Source organism: Pantoea sp. RCC30.1, from assembly GCF_058148845.1.
In genome coordinates this window covers 219,814-242,299 of the sequence record NZ_JBXUHX010000003.1, presented here as the reverse complement: position 1 = coordinate 242,299, position 22,486 = coordinate 219,814, and the positions used below count along the sequence as shown (strand labels likewise).

The following is a 22,486-nucleotide window of genomic DNA, read 5'->3' as shown; positions in this document are numbered from 1 at the left end:
CCTCAGAAGGTCACACCGGCGCTGAGGATGACATTGGCAAACGGAGAACACTCTCCGCTGCGAATGACCGCCTGACTACGCTGCGTTTGTTGTTTGAATTGTTCATGACTGGTGTAGCTGATGGTGATGATATTCCCCTGGTGCTGTTGCAAGGCTTCGAGCACGGCGACAAGCGCACTATGAAGTTGCGGATTATGCTGCTTAATCTCTTCCGCGATCAGGGCGCTCTCTACCTGCATCTCCAGTGCGACAGCATTAACCACCTGCATAAAATCGGGCGTACCCGGCGTGAGCGCTAAGTCGATACGCTGCGGCCCTGCCGGAATGGGCAAGCCTGCATCGGCAATCGTCAGCGTATCCGTGTGTCCCAGGCGGGCAATCACATGAGAGAGTTCAGCGTTTAACAAGCGACCTTTTTTCATCTTTACACTCCACAGCGAAACGTTTCGCTGCGTGGAGTGTATGAAAAGCCGCCATCAACTCAACGGGCAAAACAGAAATCTGTGATCGTCATCGAAACGTTTCGCTCACGAGGGGGGGAATTTGCATTAAGGCGGGGAATGGGCAGAAAAAAGGGCCGCGAATGCAGCCCTGAAGGAAAAGATTAAGGCAGTTTTTTAACCTGCTTAACGTCCATCTCAATGCTGTTGAAATCTTTATCCAGTTCACCCGTCAGCTCAACGTTATCTTTGGGCGTGATAGTCTGGCCGTTCCAGTGCTTATGGTCAATTTCGACGTTCATGGTGCCGGTCTGGTCGCGGAACAGATAATCTTCCTTGCCGATCTGTTTCTCCAGCTTGCCGCGCACGGTGATCCAGCTGTCATCTTTCATCTCTTCAGCCTGCTTCACGGTCATCACACTGGTGTGATCGGCACTGAAGCCGCCCTGGCCGGTTGCTGACTGCGTCTGTGTGGCTGGCGCGCTGGGATCAACAAATCCGCCCTGCTGCGCAGCGAAAACCGGGGTGGAAGCCAGCATAACGACGGCCAGAATTGCAGCGTGCTTTTTCATGGTGTACCCCTTTCTAGGTAGTGTTTTCGGTTTGAATATGCCCATTTGACCATAGAGTTCTTAACAGCTTCTTAAGCGTTAAAAATAAGCTAATTTCGCCGAAATCAGCTGTACAGTGAGGAAGTTGCTTCGTATAAAGCGCTATCGGAACAGGGAGACGTGATGCGTATTTTACTGATTGAAGACGATCGCTTAATTGGCGACGGTATCAAAGCGGGGCTGAGCAAACTGGGTTTCAGCGTTGACTGGTTTACATCTGGTGAGTCGGGCTTTAACGCGCTGGAGGCCGCGCCCTGGGATGCAGTAATTCTGGATCTCTCTCTGCCAGAGCGGGATGGACTCGATATCCTGCGGCAGTGGCGACAGCAGGGCAACGATGTGCCGGTGCTGATACTGACCGCTCGCGATGCGCTCGATCAGCGGGTCGAAGGCCTGCAGATGGGAGCCGATGACTATCTGTGTAAGCCCTTTGCCTTAACCGAAGTGGCCGCTCGCTTACAGGCGCTGATCCGCCGCCGTCACGGCCAGCTGCAGCCGGAACTGCGCCACGGTAACGTGGTGCTGATCCCCGGCAGCCACAGTGTGATGCGCGAGGGTGAGACGATTGAGTTGAAAAGCCGTGAACTGGCGCTGCTGGAACTCTTTATGCGAAACCCGGGCCGGGTGCTGACGCGTAGCCAGCTGGAAGAGAAGCTCTACAGCTGGGACGCCGATGTCTCCAGCAATGCGGTGGAAGTGCATATCCATCATCTGCGTAAAAAGCTGGGCAGCGCGTTTATCCGCACGCTGCACGGTGTCGGTTATACCCTGGGGGCCGCCGAATGCGATCAATGAGCCTGTTTCTTCGGCTGGGCATCGGTTTTGTCCTGCTGCTCGGCCTCTGCTGGGCCAGTGCCAGCCTGAGTGCCTGGCATCAGACGCGTGAAACCCTTGATGAGCTTTTTGATACCCAGCAGATGCTGCTAGCCAAGCGTCTGCTGACGCTGGATTTCTCCTCGCTGGACAACACCACGCTGCCCAGAACCAAAGAGATACTGCACCACCATCGCGGCGAACAGGATGATGATGCGCTGGCCTTTGCTGTCTTCACGCGTGACGGAAGACAAGTGATGAATGATGGCGATAATGGCCGCTATCTGCCGTTTGAGGCGGAGTATCAGGGATTTCATGAGGGTCAGCTCACCAATGATGACGATCGCTGGCGGTTTGTCTGGCTGACCACACCCGATAAACGGTTCCGGGTGGTAGTGGGTCAGGAGTCGGAATACCGTGACGACATGACGCGGGATGTGATGAAAGCCAGCGTGCTGCCCTGGCTGATCGCGCTGCCCTTTATGTTGCTGCTGCTGATCGGTCTGGTCTGGTCTGAACTGCGACCGCTAAAGACGCTGGCACAGCAGCTGGCGCAACGCGCGCCCGATGACGATACGTCGCTGCAGGCAGACCGCGTGCCGAAAGAGGTGCAACCGCTGATGGTCGCGCTAAATGGCCTGTTTAGTCGCATCAGCGCCATGATGCAGCGTGAACGGCGCTTTACCTCCGATGCCGCGCATGAACTGCGTAGTCCGCTGGCCGCGCTGCAGGTGCAAAGCGAAGTGATTCAGCTGACCGCGGATGACGAAGTGATGCGAACCCATGCGCTGCAGCAGCTGGATGCCGGCATTGTCCGCGCAACGCGGCTGGTGGATCAGCTGCTGACGCTCTCGCGAGTTGAAGCCGATGATGCGCGCAGCGCCTTCGAACCGGTGGCGCTGAAACGCACGGTGCAGGAGACGCTCGCCGCGCAGCTGCCGCTGGCGGATAAAACCGGTGTCACGCTGCGACTGCACGCGGAGGCCGATCCGCAGATTCAGGGGCATCCGTTGTTACTGTCACTGCTGGTGCGAAATCTACTGGATAACGCTATCCGCTATACGCCTGCGGGCAGTGACGTTGATGTGCGGTTGCAGGCAAATAGCCTGGCGGTGGAAGATAACGGCGAGGGACTCAGTACAGAGGATCTGCAACGGCTCGGTGAGCGTTTCTGGCGACCGCCAGGTCAGGAGAAGAGCGGTAGCGGGCTGGGATTATCAATAGTCCGCAACATTGCCCAGCTGCACGGGATGCAGGTCACCTTCAGTCAGCGACCCGGCGGCGGATTATGCGTCACGCTGCACTGGTCAGCGCCCGCCCCGTAAGGCGGACGCTGCAGATCAAATCTCGACCTGGGTACCCAGCTCAATAACCCGGTTTGGCGGGATCTCAAACTGGTCTGGCGCGCGGAGTGCATTGCGCTGCAGCGCCAGGAAGAGTTTACCGCGCAGGCGCAGATACCACGGCCGTTTGCCGATGATCAGCGACTCATGCGACATGAAGAACGACGTCTCCATCATGCGGCAGTTGAGCCCCTCCAGCCCGCAGCGGTGGAAAATCTCCTCGACGTTTGGCGTTTCACGCCAGCCGTAGCTCGCCACCACGCGCCAGAAAGTTGGCGACAGCTGCTCAATGGTGACGCGACGCACGTTGTGCACGTATGGCGCATCTTCAGTCCGCAGCGTCAGCAGCACGACCCGCTCATGCAACACTTTGTTGTGCTTTAGATTATGCAGCATGGCAAACGGAATCACATTCAGCGCACGCGACATATAAACCGCCGTGCCCGGCACGCGAACCGGCGGCGATTTCTCCAGTGAGGCGATCATCGCCTCCAGGGAATTTCCATGTTCGTGCATACGGCGCAGCAGGCGGAAACGTTCGCTTTTCCATGTCGTCATAATGATAAACATCACCAGGCCGAGACAGAGCGGCAACCAGCCACCAGAGAAGATTTTCACCAGGTTGGCGGTAAACAGCGGCACGTCGATGCAGAGCATCAGTACCAGAATGACGGCCACCGCCAGCTTGTTCCAGTGCCAGTTTTTAACCGCCACGGTGCATGAGAGCATCGCCGTCAGCACCATAGTGCCGGTGACCGCAATACCGTAGGCCGCAGCCAGATTACTTGAATGTTCAAAGCTGATAATCACAATCAGCACCGCGAAGTAGAGCACCCAGTTAATCACCGGAATATAAATCTGGCCCGATTCGCGCTCAGAGGTGTGGATGATACGCATCCCCGGCAGATAGCCCAGTCGCACCGCCTGACGCGTCAGCGAGAAGACGCCAGAGATCACTGCCTGCGAAGCGATAACCGTGGCCAGGGTCGCCAGAATCAGCATCGGGATCAGCGCCCAGTCCGGCGCCAGCAGGAAGAAGGGGTTTTTAATCGCTTTGGGATCGCTGAGTAACAGCGCGCCCTGACCAAAGTAGTTCAGCACCAGCGATGGCAGCACTACTGAGAACCAGGCCAGCCGAATCGGCACTTTACCGAAGTGACCCATATCGGCATAAAGCGCTTCAACCCCGGTAATCGCCAGCACCACCGCGCCAAGCGCGAAGAATGAGACAGATTTATAGTGCAGGAAGAATTCGACCGCATAGGCGGGATTCAGCGCATGCAGCACTTCCGGATTTTTCATGATGCCGTTGACCCCAAGGATCGCCAGCACCAGGAACCAGACCAGCATCACCGGCGCGAAAAGTTTGCCCACCATGCCGGTGCCATGTTTCTGAATCGCAAACAGCAGCGTCAGCACCGCAATCGACATCGGCACAATAAAGGGATCCAGCGACGGCGCGGCAATCTCCAGGCCTTCAATGGCTGACATCACCGAAATGGCCGGCGTGATCACCACTTCCCCATAGAAGAAGCTGCCGCCAATCAGGCCCATGATCACCAGCACCGCTGTGGCACGCGCACCGGTATGGCGGCCTGCCAGCGACATCAGTGTCAATATTCCGCCTTCACCGGCGTTGTCTGCGCGCATCACATAACTGATGTACTTCAGTGAGACCACCAGCACCAGCAGCCAGAAAATCAGCGACAGAAAGCCAAATACCGCTTCCCGCTCAACGCCGAAGCCAAACTGTCCGGAAAGACATTCACGCAGGGTATACAGCGGACTGGTGCCGATATCCCCGTAAACAACACCAATAGCGGCCAGCGTTAATCCGCGAAGTGACTGCTTATTATCCGAGCTCATAGAGTTATCTTTTGTTGGAGTCTAAGAGGCGCGAAAACCCCTCGCTCAGGCCATCAAAAAGCGCACAGTATGCACGGTTTACCGAAAATTCCTATACCCGCTTCGCCTGTCTGCCAGGGTAACCGGGTCGTTTCTGGCGATAAAGCGTTATTTAGCGTCGCTTTTAAATCAGGCAAACCTTCTGAAACAAAAAAGCTGACAGCTATCAACGCTTTCACGCATGATGCTCTATAGAGTAAAGCGCTTGCTTAAGCGCGGCGGCCCGACGATCGTAAGGACATTGAAGTGATTATGGCTCAACCCCATCTTTTGGCAGAAAGAATTTCTCGCCTTAGCAATGCGTTAGAAAAAGGATTGTATGAGCGGCATCATGCCATTCGTCTTTGCCTGCTGGCTGCGCTGAGTGGTGAAAGCGTGTTCCTGCTGGGACCGCCCGGCATCGCCAAGAGCCTGATTGCCCGCCGCCTCAAATATGCCTTTCAGCATGCCCGCGCTTTTGAATATCTGATGACCCGTTTCTCAACCCCGGAAGAGGTGTTTGGTCCGCTATCCATCCAGGCTCTGAAGGATGAAGGGCGCTATCAGCGTCTGACCAAAGGGTATCTGCCTGACGCGGAGATTGTTTTTCTGGATGAGATCTGGAAAGCCGGCCCGGCGATTCTGAATACCCTGCTGACCGCCATCAACGAACGCCGCTTCCGCAATGGCGATAGCGAAGAGACCATCCCGATGCGATTGCTGGTCACCGCCTCCAATGAACTGCCGGAAGCGGAGAGCGGCCTTGAAGCGCTTTATGACCGGATGCTGATCCGCCTGTGGCTGGATAATGTGCATGAGAAGCAGAACTTTCGCAGCATGCTGACCCACCAGCAGGATGAGCACACCAATCCGGTCGCGGAATCCCTGCGCATCAGTGATGAGGAGTATGCACAGTGGCAGCTCGGCATCAGCCAGGTCAGCCTGCCCGATGCGGTGTTTGAGCTGATTTATCAGCTGCGTCAGCAGCTGGAGAGCCAGCCCGCCGCGCCTTACATTTCCGATCGTCGCTGGAAAAAAGCGATTCATCTGCTGCAGGCCAGCGCCTTTTACAGCGGGCGCAACGTGATTGCGCCGATTGACCTGATCCTGCTGAAAGATTGTCTCTGGCATGACGTCGCGTCCATGCAGCTGCTGGAGCGTGAGATCGATCAGCTGATGACGCAACACGCCTGGCAGCAACAGCCGATGCTGCTGAAACTGCAGCAGATCAAAGCGCGTCGCATGACCCTGCAACAGCAGCAGAGCATCGCGCAGGCGATCACCCTGGAAAAACACAGCGGCATGTTCAGCCGCAAACCCCATTACGATTTGCCTGAGAGCTTTACCGATGAGCAAGTGACGCTGATGCTGCAAAAGCCGCTGATGCTGCATGAAATGCAGGTGAGTCACCTGGTGATTGCGCGTGATTCACTGAATCAGTGGTTGCAGAAAGGCGGCGAAGTGCGCGGCAAGCTGAATGGTATTGGCTTTGCGCAGAGTCTGGATTTACAGGTAGATGCGCAGCACTGTCTGGCAATCCGTGATGTCAGCCTGCAATCGTCGCGCCTGACCCTGCCTGGCGTCAGCAGCAGCGAGCCGCTGCCGGGTGAGATCACCGAAGCGCTGGATGCACTGGAGAGTGAACTGCGGTCGCAGCGTCACCAGTTCAGTCAGCATCAGCGCTGCCTGTTCATCAGTGATGACTGGCTGGCGCGGGTTGAAACCAGCCTGCAGGATGTAGCGGAACAGCTGAAACAGGCGCGTAAATGATCTCAGTGGAGACGCTCAGCACGCTGCTTTCAGTGGGTGAAACCGAACTGATTGAAGAGCTGATTATTGCCCTGCTGGCGTCGCCACAGCTAGCGCTATTTTTTGAAAAATTTCCCGGACTGAAAAAAGCGCTGCTGCGCGATGTGCCGCGCTGGCGAGCAGAGATCAATGCCGACCTCAAAGCCACACCGGTTCCGGCCACGCTGGCCGAAGAGTTTCAGCTGTTTCAGCGGGTACAACTTCTCAGCGATCGTGAATTCAGCCACCAGCTGAATGCCACACTTCAGGCACTTGAAAGCCTGCCATCCCCCTTTCTTGATGAAGCTAACCGGCTGCTGCAACACACCGATATAAGCCATCTCAGCAGCGCGCAGCACCAGCTTTTTTTGCAGCGCTGGCGGCTGAGCCTGACCTTACAGACCCTGACGCTGAATCAGCAGTTGCTGGAGCAGCAGCGCGAACGCCTGCTGGCGGAACTACAGCAGCGCATGGCGCTGAGCGGACAGCTGGCACCGATTCTCGGCGACGATGACGAAGCCGCTGCTGGCCGTCTGTGGGACATGAGCAAAGCATCGCTGCAGCCTGGCGACTATCAGCTGATGCTGCAATATGGCGACTTTCTGGCGCAGCAACCGGAGCTGCTGAAACTGGCTCAGCAGTTAGGTCGCAGCCGCGAGGCAAAGTCGGTGCCGTCGCAGGATGCTCCAATGGAAGCTTTTCACCATCTGGTGCAGGAGCCTGCGTCCGTGCCGGAAGAGGTCAGCGGCATTCATCAGAGCGATGACGTGCTGCGTCTGCTGCCGCCGGAGTTAGCCGCGCTGAGCATCAGCGAACTGGAGCTGGAATTTTACCGGCGGCTGGTAGAAAAACGGCTGCTGACCTACAAGCTACAGGGCGATGCCTGGCATGAAAAGGTGACGATGCGTCCGGCCAGCCACCAGCAGCATGAAGAGCAGCCACGCGGGCCATTTATCGTCTGCGTTGATACCTCCGGTTCGATGGGTGGCTTCAATGAGCGATGTGCCAAAGCGTTTTGTCTGGCCCTGCTGAAGGTCGCGCTGGCCGATCGTCGTCGCTGCTACATCATGCTCTTTGCCCATGAGGTGATTGGCTATGAGCTGACCGGTGATGACGGGCTGGAACAGGCGATTCGCTTTCTCAGTCAGCGTTTTCGCGGCGGCACCGATCTGGCTGCCTGTCTCTCCTCTGTTGTCACCCGAATGGAAGGCGCACTGTGGCAGGAAGCCGATGCGGTGATCGTCTCCGATTTTATTGCCCAGCGTCTGCCTGAAGAGGTGATCGGGGCGATTAAAAAGCGTCAGCGACATAATCAGCAACGTTTTCATGCCGTGGCGATGTCGGCCCACGGGAAACCAGGTATTCTGCGCATCTTCGACCATATCTGGCGCTTCGATACCGGTATGAAAAGCCGCCTGCTGCGCCACTGGCGCCGTTAAGTCATCTGACAGAAAAGCTTCTTTGCTATAGTAAATTACCGTTTCACTTACTCAGCAATCTGGAGCTTCCTGTGACGCTTGCTCAACCTCATCGCGATTTGCCTGCGCCGACGCAAACGCTACTGCTCTCCGGCCAGAATATTGAACAAAAACGTGCCGAATTGCTGGCCTACTTCAATCAGACCTGGGAACAGTATGAAAGTCTGTTCACCTGTCTGACCGATTCAAAGGCCTGGTTTACTAAAGCCATTCCGCTGCGCCATCCGTTAATCTTCTATTTTGGCCATACTGCCACCTTCTATATTAATAAGCTGATGGCCGGACGCCTTATCGACGCGCGTCTGGACGATCGCATCGAAGCGATGATGGCGATTGGTGTGGATGAGATGAGCTGGGATGATCTCAACGACAGTCACTACGACTGGCCCACTATCGAAGAAGTCCGTGCATACCGCGGACGCGTTAAAGCACTGGTCAGCGATCTGATCCAGACCATTCCGCTTACTCTGCCGATCAGCTGGGAGAGCCCGGCCTGGGTGATCCTGATGGGTATTGAGCATGAGCGTATTCATCTCGAAACCTCCAGCGTGCTGATCCGCCAGTTACCGGTTGAGTGGGTCAGACCGCAGGCCGCGTGGCCGGTCTGCCCGATGGCGCGCCACCAGCGCGAGGCTGTTCCTGCCAACACTCTGCTGCCGATGCCTGGCGGCACCATTACGCTGGGTAAAACCGACGACACCTACGGCTGGGATGTCGAATATGGCCGCCAGCAGGTTAAGCTGCAGCCGTTCCATGCGAGCAAAATGCTGGTCAGCAATGCGGAATTTCTGGCGTTCGTTGAGGCAGGCGGTTATCAGGATGCCCGCTGGTGGGATGACGAAGGCTGGGGCTGGTGTCAGTTTGCCAAAGCAGAGATGCCTGCCTTCTGGGTCGGCACGCCTGCGATGCCCGATCAGCTTAAACTCCGTCTGATGTGTGAAGAAGTCGCGATGCCGTGGGACTGGCCAGCCGAGGTCAATCAGCTGGAAGCGGCGGCCTTCTGCCGCTGGAAGGCGAATCAGACCGGCATGAGCGTTCAGCTCCCCTGTGAAGCGGAGTGGGCTCAGCTACGCGAACAGGTCGCGGGCGATCAGCCGGATTGGGAGCGGGCGCCGGGCAACATCAACCTGGCGTACTGGGCTTCCTCATCGCCGGTCGATCTCTTCGCCCAGGGCGAGTTCTTCGATATCGTCGGTAACGTCTGGCAGTGGACGACTACGCCGACCAATGGCTTTGAAGGCTTCAGGGTTCACCCACTGTACGATGATTTCTCCACTCCGACCTTTGATGGCAAACATTCGCTGATCAAAGGCGGCAGCTGGATCTCGACCGGCAACGAAGCGCTGAAATCTGCACGCTATGCGTTCCGCCGCCACTTCTTCCAGCATGCTGGTTTCCGCTACGTGGTTTCCAGCCATCAGGAGACGATGGCGCCGAACCCGTATGAATCAGACGCGATGGTGTCGCAATACCTCGACTTCCAGTATGGCCCGCGCTATTTCGGCGTAGATAACTATGCCGAAAGCCTGGTGAAGCTGGCACTGAACTACACCACGGCGCGTGGCGATGCCCTGGATATCGGCTGTGCCACCGGGCGCGCCAGTTTTGAACTGGCTCGCCACTTCGAACGCGTCACCGGGATGGACTACTCGGCGCGCTTCATCGATGTGGCGCTGCAGCTGGCCAGCGGCGAAGACTTCCGTTATCTGCTGCCTCAGGAAGGCGATCTGGTGGAGTATCGTCAGGTTCGCCTGAAAGATTTCGCGCTGGAGAACGAGCTGGCGCAGCGGATTCAGTTTGTTCAGGGCGACGCCTGTAACCTCAAGCCGCAACCTGGCCGTTACGATCTGGTGCTCGCCTCCAACCTGATCGATCGCCTGCGCCAGCCCGCGCGCTTCCTGCGTGACGTCACGCCGATGCTGCGTCAGGGCGGTATTCTGCTGCTCTCATCCCCTTATACCTGGCTGGAAGATTTCACACCGAAGGAGAACTGGCTGGGCGGCGTGCGTGAAAATGGTGAGGCACTGACGACGCTGCAGGCACTGCAACGTCTGCTGGCGGCTGACTTCGACCTGGTCGATGAACCGCAGGATAAACCGTTTGTCATCCGTGAAACGGCCCGCAAGTTCCAGCACACGCTGGCGCAGGTCACCGTCTGGCGCAAACGCTAAGTGAACCGGCAGCGGCGCCCGTCGCTGCCGGTAGTTGCCTGAACCGTTATTTTGCTGCACATTCACCTTTGTTTACTCAAGCAGACCAATAACGAGGATGGCCATGGCCGAACATCTGCAGCTCGATAACCTGGATCGGGGCATTCTGAATGCTCTGCTGGATAACGCGCGCACCGCTTACGCCGAGCTGGCAAAACAGTTTAATGTCAGCCCCGGCACCATTCATGTGCGTGTGGAAAAGATGAAGCAGGCGGGCATTATCCTGGGCACCCGGGTTGATATCGATCCGCGCCAGCTGGGGTTTGATGTCTGCTGTTTTATCGGCATTATCCTCAAGAGTGCACGTGATTATCCGGCGGCGCTGAGCAAACTTGATGCGCTGGATGAAGTGGTTGAGGCCTGGTACACCACCGGCCACTACAGCATCTTTATTAAAGTCATGTGCCGGTCAATCGATGCCCTGCAACAGGTGCTGATCAACAAGATCCAGACCATTGATGAAATCCAGTCAACAGAAACCCTGATCTCGCTGCAAAACCCGATCATGCGAACCATCAAGCCCTGATCCTTCCCGCCTTGTGCATAATTTTATCCCTGACGAATGTGGCGGCTAACAACGGCTGCATTCGCTTCTTTAGATCTATTAACCCTGTTGTCCACAGGTGGATCACCGCTTGATCACAGCGTACAATGCTCGCCTTAATGTCCGGGAGAGCAAGATGGCCGATATTACCTTAATCAGTGGCAGTACTCTGGGTAGCGCAGAGTATGTGGCTGAACATCTCGAAGAAAAATTACAGGAAGCGGGCTTCTCAACCCAGATGCTGCATGGTCCGGAGCTGGATGAGGTGCCGCTTGAAGGGATCTGGCTGGTGGTCTGCTCAACCCACGGTGCAGGGGATATTCCCGACAATCTGCTGCCGCTGTTCGAAGCTATCACGGAAAGCCAGCCCGATCTCTCTCAGGTCCGGTTTGGTGCGATTGGACTCGGCAATCATGAATATGATCTCTTTTGTGGCGCGATCCGCCAGATTGAAGCGCTGTTAATTGCTCAGGGTGCCCGTCAAATCGGCGATCGCCTGGAGATTGACGTGCTGGAGCATGAGATCCCTGAAGATCCGGCTGAAGCCTGGCTGGAAAGCTGGAAAAAGGCGATCTGAATGGCGCTGGGGATCGCGAAATAGTGACGATCCCCAGTGGAAGATGCTGATTTTATCCTTTTCCGCTCGTTTGTTTTGTGGATAACTACCCTCTTTTACTGCGTATAACCGGTAGTTATCCAAAGAACAACCGTAGAATGATTTTTGACCTGTGGATAACGTGCCATTTTGATCCCAGCTTATACGGATCAGGATCACCGATCACTAACAGGTAGTGATCCTCTTCATACTGTTGTTTATGCTCTGTTTCTGGCACATATCCACAGAAAAGCGGGATCCTAATAAGAGATCTAACAGAAAGATCATATACAGATCTAAGATCCTTTCTTTTAAAACCGGACGATCCCGCGGCTTTCACCCCAGACGGAATTTGAGTAGAATCCACGCCCCAGGACGACGATCCTGCAAGTTCATCAACCGAGGTACCACTTCATGTTTTATCAGGATCCTTTTGACGTCATCGTAATTGGTGGTGGTCATGCGGGCACCGAAGCCGCAATGGCGGCAGCCCGAATGGGTCAGCAAACCCTGTTACTCACCCATAACATTGATACGCTTGGACAAATGTCCTGTAATCCGGCGATTGGTGGTATTGGCAAAGGACATTTGGTGAAGGAAGTGGATGCCCTGGGTGGTCTGATGGCCAGTGCGATTGACCAGGCAGGTATCCAGTTTAGGATACTAAACGCCAGCAAAGGTCCGGCAGTGCGAGCCACCCGTGCTCAGGCGGATCGCGTGCTCTATCGGCAGGCGGTGCGTACGGCACTTGAGAACCAGCCGAATCTTATGATCTTCCAGCAAGCGGTTGATGATCTTATCGTGGAAAACGATCGTGTCGTGGGTGCTGTCACTCAGATGGGTCTGAAGTTCCGCGCGAAAACCGTCGTGCTCACCGTCGGTACGTTCCTTGACGGTAAAATTCATATCGGTCTGGATAATTACAGTGGCGGTCGCGCTGGCGATCCCCCGTCCATTCCGCTAGCTAAACGACTGCGTGCACTGCCGCTGCGGGTAAACCGCCTCAAGACCGGTACGCCACCGCGTATCGATGCGCGCACTATCGATTTCTCAGTACTCAGCCCGCAGCACGGCGATAACCCAATGCCGGTGTTCTCGTTTATGGGCAATGCCTCTCAGCATCCGCAGCAGGTGCCGTGCTGGATCACTCATACCAATGAGAAAACGCATGACGTGATCCGCAATAACCTGGATCGCAGCCCGATGTACGCCGGGATCATTGAAGGGATCGGCCCACGCTACTGCCCGTCGATCGAAGACAAAGTCATGCGCTTTGCCGATCGTAACTCGCATCAGATCTTCCTGGAGCCGGAAGGGCTGACCAGTAATGAGATCTACCCGAACGGTATTTCGACCAGTTTGCCGTTTGACGTGCAGATTCAGATCGTCCGCTCGATGCAGGGCATGGAGAATGCGAAGATCGTCCGTCCGGGTTATGCCATCGAGTATGACTTCTTCGATCCGCGCGATCTCAAACCGACGCTGGAGAGTAAATTTATTCACGGCCTGTTCTTTGCCGGACAGATCAACGGCACAACTGGCTACGAAGAAGCGGCTGCGCAGGGGATGCTGGCTGGTCTGAATGCGGCACGTCAGTCAGCCGACAAAGAGGGCTGGGCACCGCGTCGTGACCAGGCTTATCTCGGCGTGCTGGTTGATGATCTCTGTACACTCGGCACCAAAGAGCCGTACCGGATGTTTACCTCCCGTGCTGAATACCGTCTGATGCTGCGTGAAGACAACGCCGATCTGCGTCTGACCGAAACCGGTCGTGAGCTGGGTCTGGTGGATGATGCGCGCTGGGCGCGTTTCAATCAGAAACTGGAAGCGATTGAACAGGAGCGTCAGCGCCTGCGCGATATCTGGGTTCATCCGAAGTCAGAGCACGTGGCAGAAGTGAACACCGTACTCAGCGCGCCGCTGAGCAAAGAAGCGAGCGGTGAAGATCTGCTGCGCCGTCCGGAGCTGACTTATCTGAAGCTGATGACGCTGGATGCCTTTGGTCCGGCTCTGGCTGATGAGCAGGCCGCTGAGCAGGTTGAGATTCAGGTCAAATATGAAGGATATATCGCGCGTCAGCAGGAAGAGATCGATCGCCAGCTGCGTAATGAGAACACGCTGTTACCGGTGGAGCTTGACTACCGCCAGGTAAACGGGCTGTCGAATGAGGTAATCGCCAAGCTGAACGATCACAAGCCGTCGTCGATTGGTCAGGCAACACGTATTTCCGGCATTACCCCGGCGGCCATCTCAATTCTGCTTATCTACCTGAAAAAACAGGGTCTGCTGCGCAAAAGCGCCTGATCTGAAACGGGGCGAGGTGACTCGCCCCCGCTGAATGGACTTATGCTGTGATCAACACACTCACGTCGCTGCTAAAAGCAGCCGGTATTTCCCTCTCCGATCAACAAAAACAGCAGCTGGTTGCCTATGTCGGCCTGCTGGATAAGTGGAACAAAGCCTACAATCTGACATCCGTGCGCGATCCGCAGCAGATGCTGGTTCGCCATATCCTCGACAGCATCGTGGTGGCACCGCATCTGAAAGGCTCACGTTTTATTGATGTCGGAACCGGACCAGGGTTGCCGGGGATTCCGCTGGCTATCGTGATGCCCGATGCGCACTTTACGCTGCTCGACAGTCTGGGCAAGCGGGTGCGCTTCCTGCGTCAGGTTCAGCATGAGTTAGGACTCACTAACATCACTCCGGTGCAGAGCCGGGTTGAGGCGTTCAGGGCTGAGTCGCCATTTGATGGCGTAATCAGTCGTGCATTTGCCTCGCTGACCGACATGGTGAACTGGTGTCATCATCTGCCTGGAAGAGAAGGGCGCTTCTTCGCGCTTAAAGGTATCCGTCCGGATGATGAAATCGCTGAATTACCGGCCGGCTATGTCTCTGACGCGGTGATAAAACTGCAGGTGCCGCAGCTGGAAGGCGACCGTCATCTGGTCATCATTGGTCACCAGTAGGCCTTCAGTTACCAGGGGTCTTGATCAGGGTTTTGATGAAAAAAGTGCAGATGATGCGCTATCAATAAAAGATTTTGATTAAGCCCCGGCTGACCAGAGGTTAAAAACGGAGACGGAAATTATCCGAAAAGCTCTGTTACATTTAACGATTAATTCACATTTAGTTATCAGAAATATCACTTGTATAGGCGGGTCGCGGAATAAAAGTAGTCACGCCGGAAAATATATCGTGGTAATAACTTTGCGTGCGTAATATCAATTTTATGATTCTCAGGCACAGTTCGATGTCAATAGCGTGTTTTCCGTCAAAATAGACTTGCATGCGCAATATTATAATTACAAGACTCTGATTTTAAACGTTTAATCCGATTTACAGAATGTTCTTAAATAGGTGACAGATAAAACTCAGTGTAGTGTGAGTGCTTATTATGTGATCTAAAGCACGCTTTAAAAGCAAGATGCGAGTGAATTTTCAGTCAGATTAGCGAGAATCTCTGCAGGGTAATGTTTGGAAAAATAGCCCTCCGGAAAGAAATTTAAATAATTGTTCACCTTTTCGCTACTTACCGATTGAAATCGCAGGTGCGGCCCGTATAATTTGCACGGCTTTTGCTGCTTGACTCAACTGCGCAAAGGCAGTCTTATACGACACGCGACATACCCCTAACGGGGCAGGAGAGTATCAGCGTCATGTCAGTGTCTCTTTACAGTGTAAAATTCGCCAGAACGGTGCTGATGATTCAGCTGGTGACAATAGTCATCATCGGCGCACTCTTTGCTGTTAAAGATGTCACCTGGGGTGTCTCTGCTCTTGCTGGCGGAGCGGCAGCCTGGCTGCCAAACGTATTGTTTTTGTTTTTAGCCTGGCGCCTGCAGGGGCAACCCCCCGCTTCGGGGCGAGTCGCGTGGAGCTTCGCTTTAGGTGAAATTGCCAAAGTGTTTGCGACCATCATTTTGCTCATTGTGGCGTTGGGTCTGTTCAGGGCGGTCTTCTGGCCGGTCGGAATAACCTGGTTATCGGTGCTGGTGGTTCAAATGCTGGCACCGGCGGTAATTAACAACAAAGGGTAAGAGGCATCATGGCTGCAGGAGAAATCTCTACTCCGCAAGAGTACATCGGTCACCACCTGACTCATCTTCAGTTGGACCTGCGTACCTTCGAGATAGTGAATCCGCACGACGCTCCCGCGACGTTCTGGGTATTAAATATCGATTCCATGTTTTTCTCTATGGTGCTGGGGATTATCTTCCTGGTGTTGTTCCGTAGCGTGGCGAAGTCTGCCACCAGCGGTGTGCCAGGGAAAATGCAGGCGGCTATCGAATTGGTTGTCGGTTTTGTCGATAGTAACGTTCGCGACATGTATCACGGTAAGAGCAAACTTATCGCCCCGCTGGCTCTGACAATCTTTGTCTGGGTCTTCCTGATGAACTTCATGGATCTGCTGCCAATCGACTTGCTGCCATATATTGGTGAGCACGTGTTGGGGTTACCGGCGCTGCGCGTCGTACCATCTGCAGACGTGAACATCACGCTATCTATGGCGTTGGGCGTATTTATTTTGATTCTGTTCTACAGCATCAAAATGAAAGGCATTGGCGGCTTCACGAAAGAGCTGACGCTGCAGCCTTTTAACCACCCGATCTTCATCCCGATCAACCTGATTCTGGAAGGTGTGAGCCTGCTGTCTAAGCCTGTATCACTGGGTTTACGACTGTTCGGTAACATGTATGCGGGTGAACTGATCTTTATCCTTATTGCCGGTCTGTTGCCGTGGTGGTCGCAGTGGGTGCTGAATGTGCCGTGGGCCATTTTCCACATCCTGATCATTTCGCTACAGGCTTTCATTTTCATGGTCCTCACGATCGTCTATCTGTCGATGGCATCTGAAGAGCATTGATTTTTTTCTCAACACTACTTTCCCTCTTGATTCCGGGTTACAGCGCACACCGCTGAAGCCCGGCAGATGAAGGGAGCATTTAACTGAAACAAACTGGAGACTGTCATGGAAAACCTGAATATGGATCTGCTGTACATGGCTGCCGCTGTGATGATGGGCCTGGCGGCAATCGGTGCTGCGATCGGTATCGGCATCCTCGGAGGAAAATTCCTGGAAGGCGCTGCTCGTCAGCCTGACCTGATTCCTCTGCTGCGCACGCAGTTCTTTGTTGTAATGGGTCTGGTGGATGCAATCCCGATGATCGCTGTTGGTCTGGGTCTGTACGTGATGTTTGCTGTCGCCTAAAGCCCTGTGTTCACTCAGCGCACAATGTGCAAGGGTGAACGGATTCTGCCGCTTATCGTTGATAACGGCAGAAAAGTTAAATACTCAATCTAGAGGCATTGTGCTGTGAACATTAATGCAACAATCCTCGGCCAGGCTATCGCGTTCATCCTGTTTGTCGCGTTCTGCATGAAGTACGTATGGCCGCCGCTTATGGCTGCTATCGAAAAGCGCCAGAAAGAAATTGCTGAAGGCCTTGCTTCTGCTGAACGTGCTAAGAAAGATTTGGATCTCGCGCAGGCTAATGCGACCGACCAGCTGAAAAAAGCCAAAGAAGACGCTCAGGTCATTATCGAGCAAGCGAACAAGCGTCGCGCGCAGATTCTGGACGAAGCCAAAACCGAAGCTGAAAACGAACGTAATCGCATCGTGACACAAGCGCAGGCTGAAATTGATGCCGAACGCAAACGTGCGCGTGAAGAACTGCGTAAGCAGGTTGCGTTGCTGGCTATGGCCGGCGCCGAGAAGATCATCGAACGCTCCGTGGATGAAGCTGCTAACAGCGACATCGTTGATAAACTGGTCGCTGAACTGTAAGGAGGGAGGGGCTGATGTCTGATCTGATTACTGTAGCTCGCCCCTACGCCAAAGCAGCTTTTGACTTTGCTGTTGAGCATCAAAGTATAGAACGCTGGCAACAGATGCTGGCGTTTGCCGCAGAAGTGGCTCGCAATGAACAGATGGCTGATCTTCTCTCAGGTGCATTAGCACCCGAAGCGCTGGCAGCGTCGTTTAACGCAGTCTGTGGTGATCAACTGGATGAACCCGCGCAGAACCTGATTAAGGTGATGGCGGAAAACGGACGTTTGACAGCGCTTCCGGCTGTACTGGCTCAATACATCGAACTGCGTGACGCTTATGAAGCCACCGCTGAAGTTGATGTTATCTCCGCCAGTACGCTGAGTGACGACCAGCTGAATAAAATCAGCGCCGCGATGGAAAAACGTCTGTCACGCAAAGTTAAGCTGAATTGCAAAATTGATAAGTCTGTGATGGCAGGCGTGATCATCCGTTCGGGTGATCTGGTTATTGATGGCAGCGTACGCGGCCGTCTTGACCGTCTGGCTGACGTCTTGCAGTCTTAAGGGGACTGGAGCATATGCAACTGAATTCCACCGAAATCAGCGAACTGATCAAGCAGCGCATTGCTCAGTTCAATGTCGTGAGTGAAGCTCACAACGAAGGTACGATTGTTTCTGTAAGTGACGGTATCATCCGCGTACACGGCCTGGCCGATGTGATGCAGGGTGAGATGATTGCCCTGCCGGGTAACCGTTACGCTATCGCCCTGAACCTCGAGCGTGACTCGGTTGGTGCAGTGGTGATGGGTCCTTACGCTGACCTTGCTGAAGGCATGAAGGTTAAGTGTACTGGCCGTATTCTTGAAGTACCGGTAGGCCGTGGCCTGCTGGGCCGCGTCGTGAACACCCTGGGTGCTCCTATCGACGGTAAAGGCGCAATCGACAACGACGGTTTCTCACCAGTCGAAGTGATTGCACCTGGCGTTATCGATCGTCAGTCAGTCGACCAGCCGGTTCAGACCGGTTATAAGTCGGTCGATGCGATGATTCCAATCGGCCGTGGCCAGCGTGAGCTGATCATCGGTGACCGTCAGACCGGTAAAACCGCGATGGCGATCGATGCGATCATCAACCAGCGCGATTCAGGTATCAAGTGTGTCTACGTTGCGATTGGTCAGAAAGCCTCAACCATCTCTAACGTGGTTCGTAAGCTGGAAGAGCATGGCGCACTGCAGAACACCATCGTTGTTGTGGCGTCTGCTTCTGAATCAGCTGCATTGCAGTATCTCTCTCCGTACGCGGGTTGTGCGATGGGCGAATACTTCCGTGACCGCGGTGAAGATGCGCTGATCGTATACGATGACCTCTCCAAGCAGGCTATCGCTTACCGTCAAATCTCTCTGCTGCTGCGCCGTCCACCAGGCCGTGAAGCTTTCCCTGGCGACGTGTTCTATCTCCACTCTCGTCTGCTGGAACGTGCATCACGCGTAAGCGCTGATTATGTTGAGCGTTTCACCAATGGCGCAGTGACAGGTAAAACCGGTTCACTGACCGCGCTCCCGATCATCGAAACCCAGGCGGGCGACGTTTCTGCGTTCGTTCCGACCAACGTAATCTCGATTACTGATGGTCAGATCTTCCTGGAATCGAACCTGTTCAACTCCGGTATTCGTCCGGCAGTTAACCCAGGTATTTCGGTATCCCGCGTAGGTGGTGCTGCACAGACCAAGATCATCAAGAAACTGTCCGGTGGTATCCGTACCGCGCTGGCACAGTATCGTGAACTGGCGGCGTTCTCGCAGTTCGCATCTGATCTGGACGATGCAACCCGCAAACAGCTGAGCCACGGTCAGAAAGTGACCGAGCTGCTGAAGCAGAAACAGTATGCGCCGATGTCTGTCGCGCAGCAGGGTCTGGTTCTGTTCGCTGCAGAGCGTGGCTACCTGAACGACGTTGAACTGGCAAAAATTGGCAGCTTCGAAGCTGCACTGCTGGCCTTCGCCGATCGCGACCACGCTGAGCTGATGGCTGAAATCAACCAGTCGGGTAACTTTAACAACGATATCGAAGCGAAGCTGAAAGGCCTGATCGATACGTTTAAAGCAACCCAGTCCTGGTAATGTCTGGCGGCTTGTCTGAAAAGGCAGGCCGCAAGGCTTTGAGGAGAAGCTAATGGCCGGCGCAAAAGAGATACGAAGCAAGATTGGAAGCGTGAAAAACACGCAGAAGATCACGAAAGCGATGGAAATGGTCGCCGCCTCCAAGATGCGTAAAACGCAGGAACGCATGGCGGCCAGCCGTCCGTATGCAGACACCATGCGCAAAGTGATTGGTCACCTTGCGTTGGGTAATCTGGAATACAAGCACCCTTACCTGGAAGAGCGCGACGTGAAGCGCGTCGGCTACCTGGTCGTTTCAACAGACCGCGGGCTTTGTGGTGGTTTGAACATTAACCTGTTCAAAAAATTACTGGCGGATATGAAGTCCTGGTCCGATAAAGGCGTGCAGAGCGATCTGTCGATTATCGGTTCAAAAGGGGCGTCATTCTTCAATGCTGTGGGTGGCAACATCGTGGCGCAAGTCAGTGGCATGGGCGATAAACCTGCCCTGTCTGATCTGATTGGCCCGGTAAAAGTGATGTTGCAGGCTTATGATGAAGGCCGCATCGACAAACTGATGATCGTCAGTAACAAGTTCAATAACACCATGTCTCAGACTCCGACCATCACCCAACTGCTGCCGTTAGCGCCAGCGGAAGGTGAAGAAGAGATGAAGGCGAAGACCTGGGATTACCTGTACGAACCCGATCCGAAAGCGCTGCTGGATACCCTGCTGCGTCGTTATGTCGAATCGCAGGTTTATCAGGGTGTGGTGGAAAATCTGGCCAGTGAGCAGGCCGCACGTATGGTAGCGATGAAAGCCGCAACCGATAACGGCGGAAATCTGATCAAAGAGCTGCAGTTGGTTTACAACAAAGCTCGTCAGGCCAGCATCACCCAGGAACTTACCGAGATCGTCTCGGGGGCCTCCGCGGTTTAACCAGGTTTGGAATTAGGTAGAGGATTCAAGATGGCAACTGGAAAGATTGTCCAGATTATCGGCGCCGTTGTTGACGTCGAATTCCCTCAGGACGCGGTACCGCAAGTGTACAGCGCCCTCGAGGTTATGAATGGTGATGCGCGTCTGGTGCTGGAAGTACAGCAGCAGCTGGGCGGCGGCGTAGTACGTACCATCGCAATGGGTACGTCTGACGGCCTGAAGCGTGGTCTGAACGTCAACGACCTGCAGAAACCAATTCAGGTACCAGTCGGTAAAGCGACTCTGGGCCGTATCATGAACGTTCTCGGCGAGCCTATCGACATGAAAGGCGAGCTGAAAGAAGAAGATGGCAGCGCAGTAGAGATCGCCTCTATTCACCGCGCAGCGCCTTCTTATGAAGATCAGTCTAACTCGCAGGAACTGCTGGAAACCGGCATCAAGGTTATCGACCTGATGTGTCCGTTTGCCAAAGGCGGTAAAGTGGGTCTGTTCGGTGGTGCGGGTGTAGGTAAAACCGTCAACATGATGGAACTGATCCGTAACATCGCAGCTGAACACTCAGGTTACTCAGTGTTTGCTGGTGTGGGTGAGCGTACTCGTGAGGGTAACGACTTCTACCACGAAATGACTGACTCAAACGTTATCGATAAAGTTGCTCTGGTCTATGGCCAGATGAACGAGCCGCCGGGTAACCGTCTGCGCGTAGCACTGACAGGTCTGACCATGGCGGAAAAATTCCGTGATGAAGGCCGCGACGTTCTGCTGTTCATCGATAACATCTACCGTTATACCCTGGCCGGTACAGAAGTTTCTGCACTGCTGGGTCGTATGCCATCTGCGGTAGGTTACCAGCCAACGCTGGCAGAAGAGATGGGTGTGTTGCAGGAGCGTATTACCTCCACCAGGACTGGTTCAATCACCTCCGTACAGGCCGTTTACGTCCCTGCGGATGACCTGACTGACCCGTCACCAGCAACCACCTTTGCGCACTTAGACTCAACGGTAACGCTGAGCCGTCAGATCGCCTCTCTGGGTATCTACCCGGCCGTTGACCCGCTGGACTCCACCAGCCGTCAGCTGGATCCGCTGGTTGTCGGTCAGGAACACTATGATGTTGCGCGTGGCGTTCAGTCACTGCTGCAGCGTTATCAGGAACTGAAAGACATCATCGCCATCCTCGGTATGGATGAGCTGTCTGAAGAAGACAAACTGCTGGTGGCACGTGCGCGTAAGATTCAGCGCTTCCTGTCTCAGCCGTTCTTCGTTGCGGAAGTATTCACCGGTTCACCGGGTAAATACGTTACGCTGAAAGACACTATCCGTGGCTTTAAAGGCATCATGGAAGGTGAGTTCGACCACCTGCCAGAGCAGGCCTTCTACATGGTTGGCGCCATCGAAGAAGCCGTGGAAAAAGCGAAGAAACTGTAATAACGGTTTCCCGGGAGGAAGATTATGGCTATGACTTATCACCTGGATGTGGTCAGCGCAGAGGAGCAGTTATTCTCTGGTCTGGTACAGAAAATTCAGGTGTCAGGTAGCGAAGGTGAACTGGGGATTTTCCCTGGCCATGCGCCGCTGCTGACTGCCATTAAGCCTGGAATGATCCGTATCGTGAAACAGCACGGCGAAGAGGAGTATATCTACCTCTCTGGCGGCGTGCTGGAAGTGCAACCGGGCAGCAGCACCGTTCTGGCCGATACCGCGATCCGCGGTACCGATCTGGACGAAGCGCGTGCTCTGGAAGCAAAACGCAAAGCAGAAGAGCACATGAACAGCAGCCACGGCGACGTGGACTATGCTCAGGCCTCTGCTGAGCTGGCGAAAGCCATTGCTAAACTGCGCGTGATCGAACTGACCAAAAAAGCGATGTAATCCAGCTTTATGCGTCACGAAATGCCAGCCCTCGGGCTGGCATTTTTTTTGTCTGCGGCGCCCGATCTGCCTGTCCGCCTAATTTCGGCCTGAGAAA

The 22,486-nt window shown here is 54.7% G+C and carries 21 protein-coding genes; 18 read left to right on the top strand and 3 right to left on the bottom strand.

Going from position 1 to position 22,486, the window contains the following annotated elements; translation table 11 throughout:
- Positions 1 to 2: 2 nt before the first annotated feature.
- Both rbsD and AC2LB6_RS05155 read right to left on the bottom strand, forming a co-directional pair.
- Positions 3 to 422: a D-ribose pyranase gene (gene rbsD / locus AC2LB6_RS05160; protein ID WP_003849483.1), complete on the bottom strand. Its 420-nt coding sequence runs from the start codon at positions 420 to 422 to the stop codon at positions 3 to 5.
- 182 nt (positions 423 to 604) lie between these two features.
- The gene (locus AC2LB6_RS05155; protein WP_490092700.1) at positions 605 to 1,012 is read right to left on the bottom strand and encodes a YgiW/YdeI family stress tolerance OB fold protein; all 408 of its coding nucleotides are present in this window, start codon (positions 1,010 to 1,012) and stop codon (positions 605 to 607) included.
- 162 nt (positions 1,013 to 1,174) lie between these two features.
- Between AC2LB6_RS05155 and qseB the strand changes: the two genes are divergently transcribed.
- Positions 1,175 to 1,846: a quorum sensing response regulator transcription factor QseB gene (qseB, locus tag AC2LB6_RS05150; RefSeq protein ID WP_490092699.1), complete on the top strand. Its 672-nt coding sequence runs from the start codon at positions 1,175 to 1,177 to the stop codon at positions 1,844 to 1,846.
- Positions 1,834 to 3,189: a quorum sensing histidine kinase QseC gene (gene qseC, locus AC2LB6_RS05145; protein WP_490092698.1), complete on the top strand. Its 1,356-nt coding sequence runs from the start codon at positions 1,834 to 1,836 to the stop codon at positions 3,187 to 3,189. The genes qseB and qseC overlap by 13 nt, the downstream gene beginning before the upstream one ends.
- A 15-nt stretch (positions 3,190 to 3,204) precedes the next feature.
- On the opposite strand, the gene kup is transcribed toward qseC, so the two are convergent.
- Positions 3,205 to 5,073 carry a low affinity potassium transporter Kup gene (gene kup / locus AC2LB6_RS05140; RefSeq protein ID WP_136197172.1) on the bottom strand — a complete coding sequence of 623 codons (1,869 nt, stop codon included), beginning with the start codon at positions 5,071 to 5,073 and terminating at the stop codon, positions 3,205 to 3,207.
- A gap of 291 nt (positions 5,074 to 5,364) precedes the next feature.
- Between kup and ravA the strand changes: the two genes are divergently transcribed.
- The 16 genes from ravA to AC2LB6_RS05060 all read left to right on the top strand — a co-directional run bounded on the left by ravA (position 5,365) and on the right by AC2LB6_RS05060 (position 22,389).
- Positions 5,365 to 6,861 (top strand): ATPase RavA, encoded by a 1,497-nt coding sequence (gene ravA / locus AC2LB6_RS05135; RefSeq protein ID WP_490092697.1) that lies wholly within the window; start codon positions 5,365 to 5,367, stop codon positions 6,859 to 6,861.
- On the top strand, positions 6,858 to 8,318 hold the full coding sequence (gene viaA / locus AC2LB6_RS05130) for an ATPase RavA stimulator ViaA (protein ID WP_490092696.1): 1,461 nt from the start codon (positions 6,858 to 6,860) through the stop codon (positions 8,316 to 8,318). Before ravA ends, viaA begins: the two co-directional genes overlap by 4 nt.
- A 71-nt stretch (positions 8,319 to 8,389) precedes the next feature.
- Complete coding sequence (ovoA, locus tag AC2LB6_RS05125) at positions 8,390 to 10,528, top strand: 5-histidylcysteine sulfoxide synthase (RefSeq protein ID WP_490092695.1); 2,139 nt, start codon at positions 8,390 to 8,392, stop codon at positions 10,526 to 10,528.
- 103 nt (positions 10,529 to 10,631) lie between these two features.
- On the top strand, positions 10,632 to 11,093 hold the full coding sequence (asnC, locus tag AC2LB6_RS05120) for a transcriptional regulator AsnC (RefSeq protein ID WP_003849496.1): 462 nt from the start codon (positions 10,632 to 10,634) through the stop codon (positions 11,091 to 11,093).
- A gap of 154 nt (positions 11,094 to 11,247) precedes the next feature.
- Positions 11,248 to 11,688: an FMN-binding protein MioC gene (gene mioC, locus AC2LB6_RS05115; RefSeq protein WP_283546693.1), complete on the top strand. Its 441-nt coding sequence runs from the start codon at positions 11,248 to 11,250 to the stop codon at positions 11,686 to 11,688.
- A 432-nt stretch (positions 11,689 to 12,120) separates the two neighbouring features.
- A complete protein-coding gene (gene mnmG, locus AC2LB6_RS05110; protein WP_490092694.1) occupies positions 12,121 to 14,010 on the top strand; it encodes a tRNA uridine-5-carboxymethylaminomethyl(34) synthesis enzyme MnmG in 1,890 nt (629 codons plus the stop codon).
- 47 nt (positions 14,011 to 14,057) lie between these two features.
- A complete protein-coding gene (gene rsmG, locus AC2LB6_RS05105; protein ID WP_490092693.1) occupies positions 14,058 to 14,675 on the top strand; it encodes a 16S rRNA (guanine(527)-N(7))-methyltransferase RsmG in 618 nt (205 codons plus the stop codon).
- Between the two features lie 690 nt (positions 14,676 to 15,365).
- Positions 15,366 to 15,746, top strand: coding sequence for a F0F1 ATP synthase subunit I (gene atpI, locus AC2LB6_RS05100; RefSeq protein ID WP_090966640.1), 381 nt, complete (start codon positions 15,366 to 15,368; stop codon positions 15,744 to 15,746).
- A gap of 8 nt (positions 15,747 to 15,754) precedes the next feature.
- Positions 15,755 to 16,573: a F0F1 ATP synthase subunit A gene (gene atpB, locus AC2LB6_RS05095; protein ID WP_010258863.1), complete on the top strand. Its 819-nt coding sequence runs from the start codon at positions 15,755 to 15,757 to the stop codon at positions 16,571 to 16,573.
- 105 nt (positions 16,574 to 16,678) lie between these two features.
- Positions 16,679 to 16,918 carry a F0F1 ATP synthase subunit C gene (atpE, locus tag AC2LB6_RS05090; RefSeq protein WP_003849523.1) on the top strand — a complete coding sequence of 80 codons (240 nt, stop codon included), beginning with the start codon at positions 16,679 to 16,681 and terminating at the stop codon, positions 16,916 to 16,918.
- A 105-nt stretch (positions 16,919 to 17,023) separates the two neighbouring features.
- The gene (gene atpF, locus AC2LB6_RS05085) at positions 17,024 to 17,494 is read left to right on the top strand and encodes a F0F1 ATP synthase subunit B (protein WP_003849528.1); all 471 of its coding nucleotides are present in this window, start codon (positions 17,024 to 17,026) and stop codon (positions 17,492 to 17,494) included.
- 14 nt (positions 17,495 to 17,508) lie between these two features.
- Entirely contained in the window at positions 17,509 to 18,042 is a 534-nt protein-coding gene (gene atpH / locus AC2LB6_RS05080) for a F0F1 ATP synthase subunit delta (RefSeq protein ID WP_090966638.1), read from the top strand.
- Between the two features lie 14 nt (positions 18,043 to 18,056).
- On the top strand, positions 18,057 to 19,598 hold the full coding sequence (atpA, locus tag AC2LB6_RS05075; protein WP_003849532.1) for a F0F1 ATP synthase subunit alpha: 1,542 nt from the start codon (positions 18,057 to 18,059) through the stop codon (positions 19,596 to 19,598).
- A 52-nt stretch (positions 19,599 to 19,650) separates the two neighbouring features.
- Positions 19,651 to 20,517 (top strand): F0F1 ATP synthase subunit gamma, encoded by an 867-nt coding sequence (gene atpG / locus AC2LB6_RS05070; protein WP_490092692.1) that lies wholly within the window; start codon positions 19,651 to 19,653, stop codon positions 20,515 to 20,517.
- 30 nt (positions 20,518 to 20,547) lie between these two features.
- Positions 20,548 to 21,945, top strand: a complete 1,398-nt coding sequence (gene atpD / locus AC2LB6_RS05065; protein WP_490092691.1) for a F0F1 ATP synthase subunit beta — start codon at positions 20,548 to 20,550, stop codon at positions 21,943 to 21,945.
- Between the two features lie 24 nt (positions 21,946 to 21,969).
- Positions 21,970 to 22,389, top strand: coding sequence for a F0F1 ATP synthase subunit epsilon (locus tag AC2LB6_RS05060; RefSeq protein ID WP_008926374.1), 420 nt, complete (start codon positions 21,970 to 21,972; stop codon positions 22,387 to 22,389).
- Positions 22,390 to 22,486: the final 97 nt, after the last annotated feature.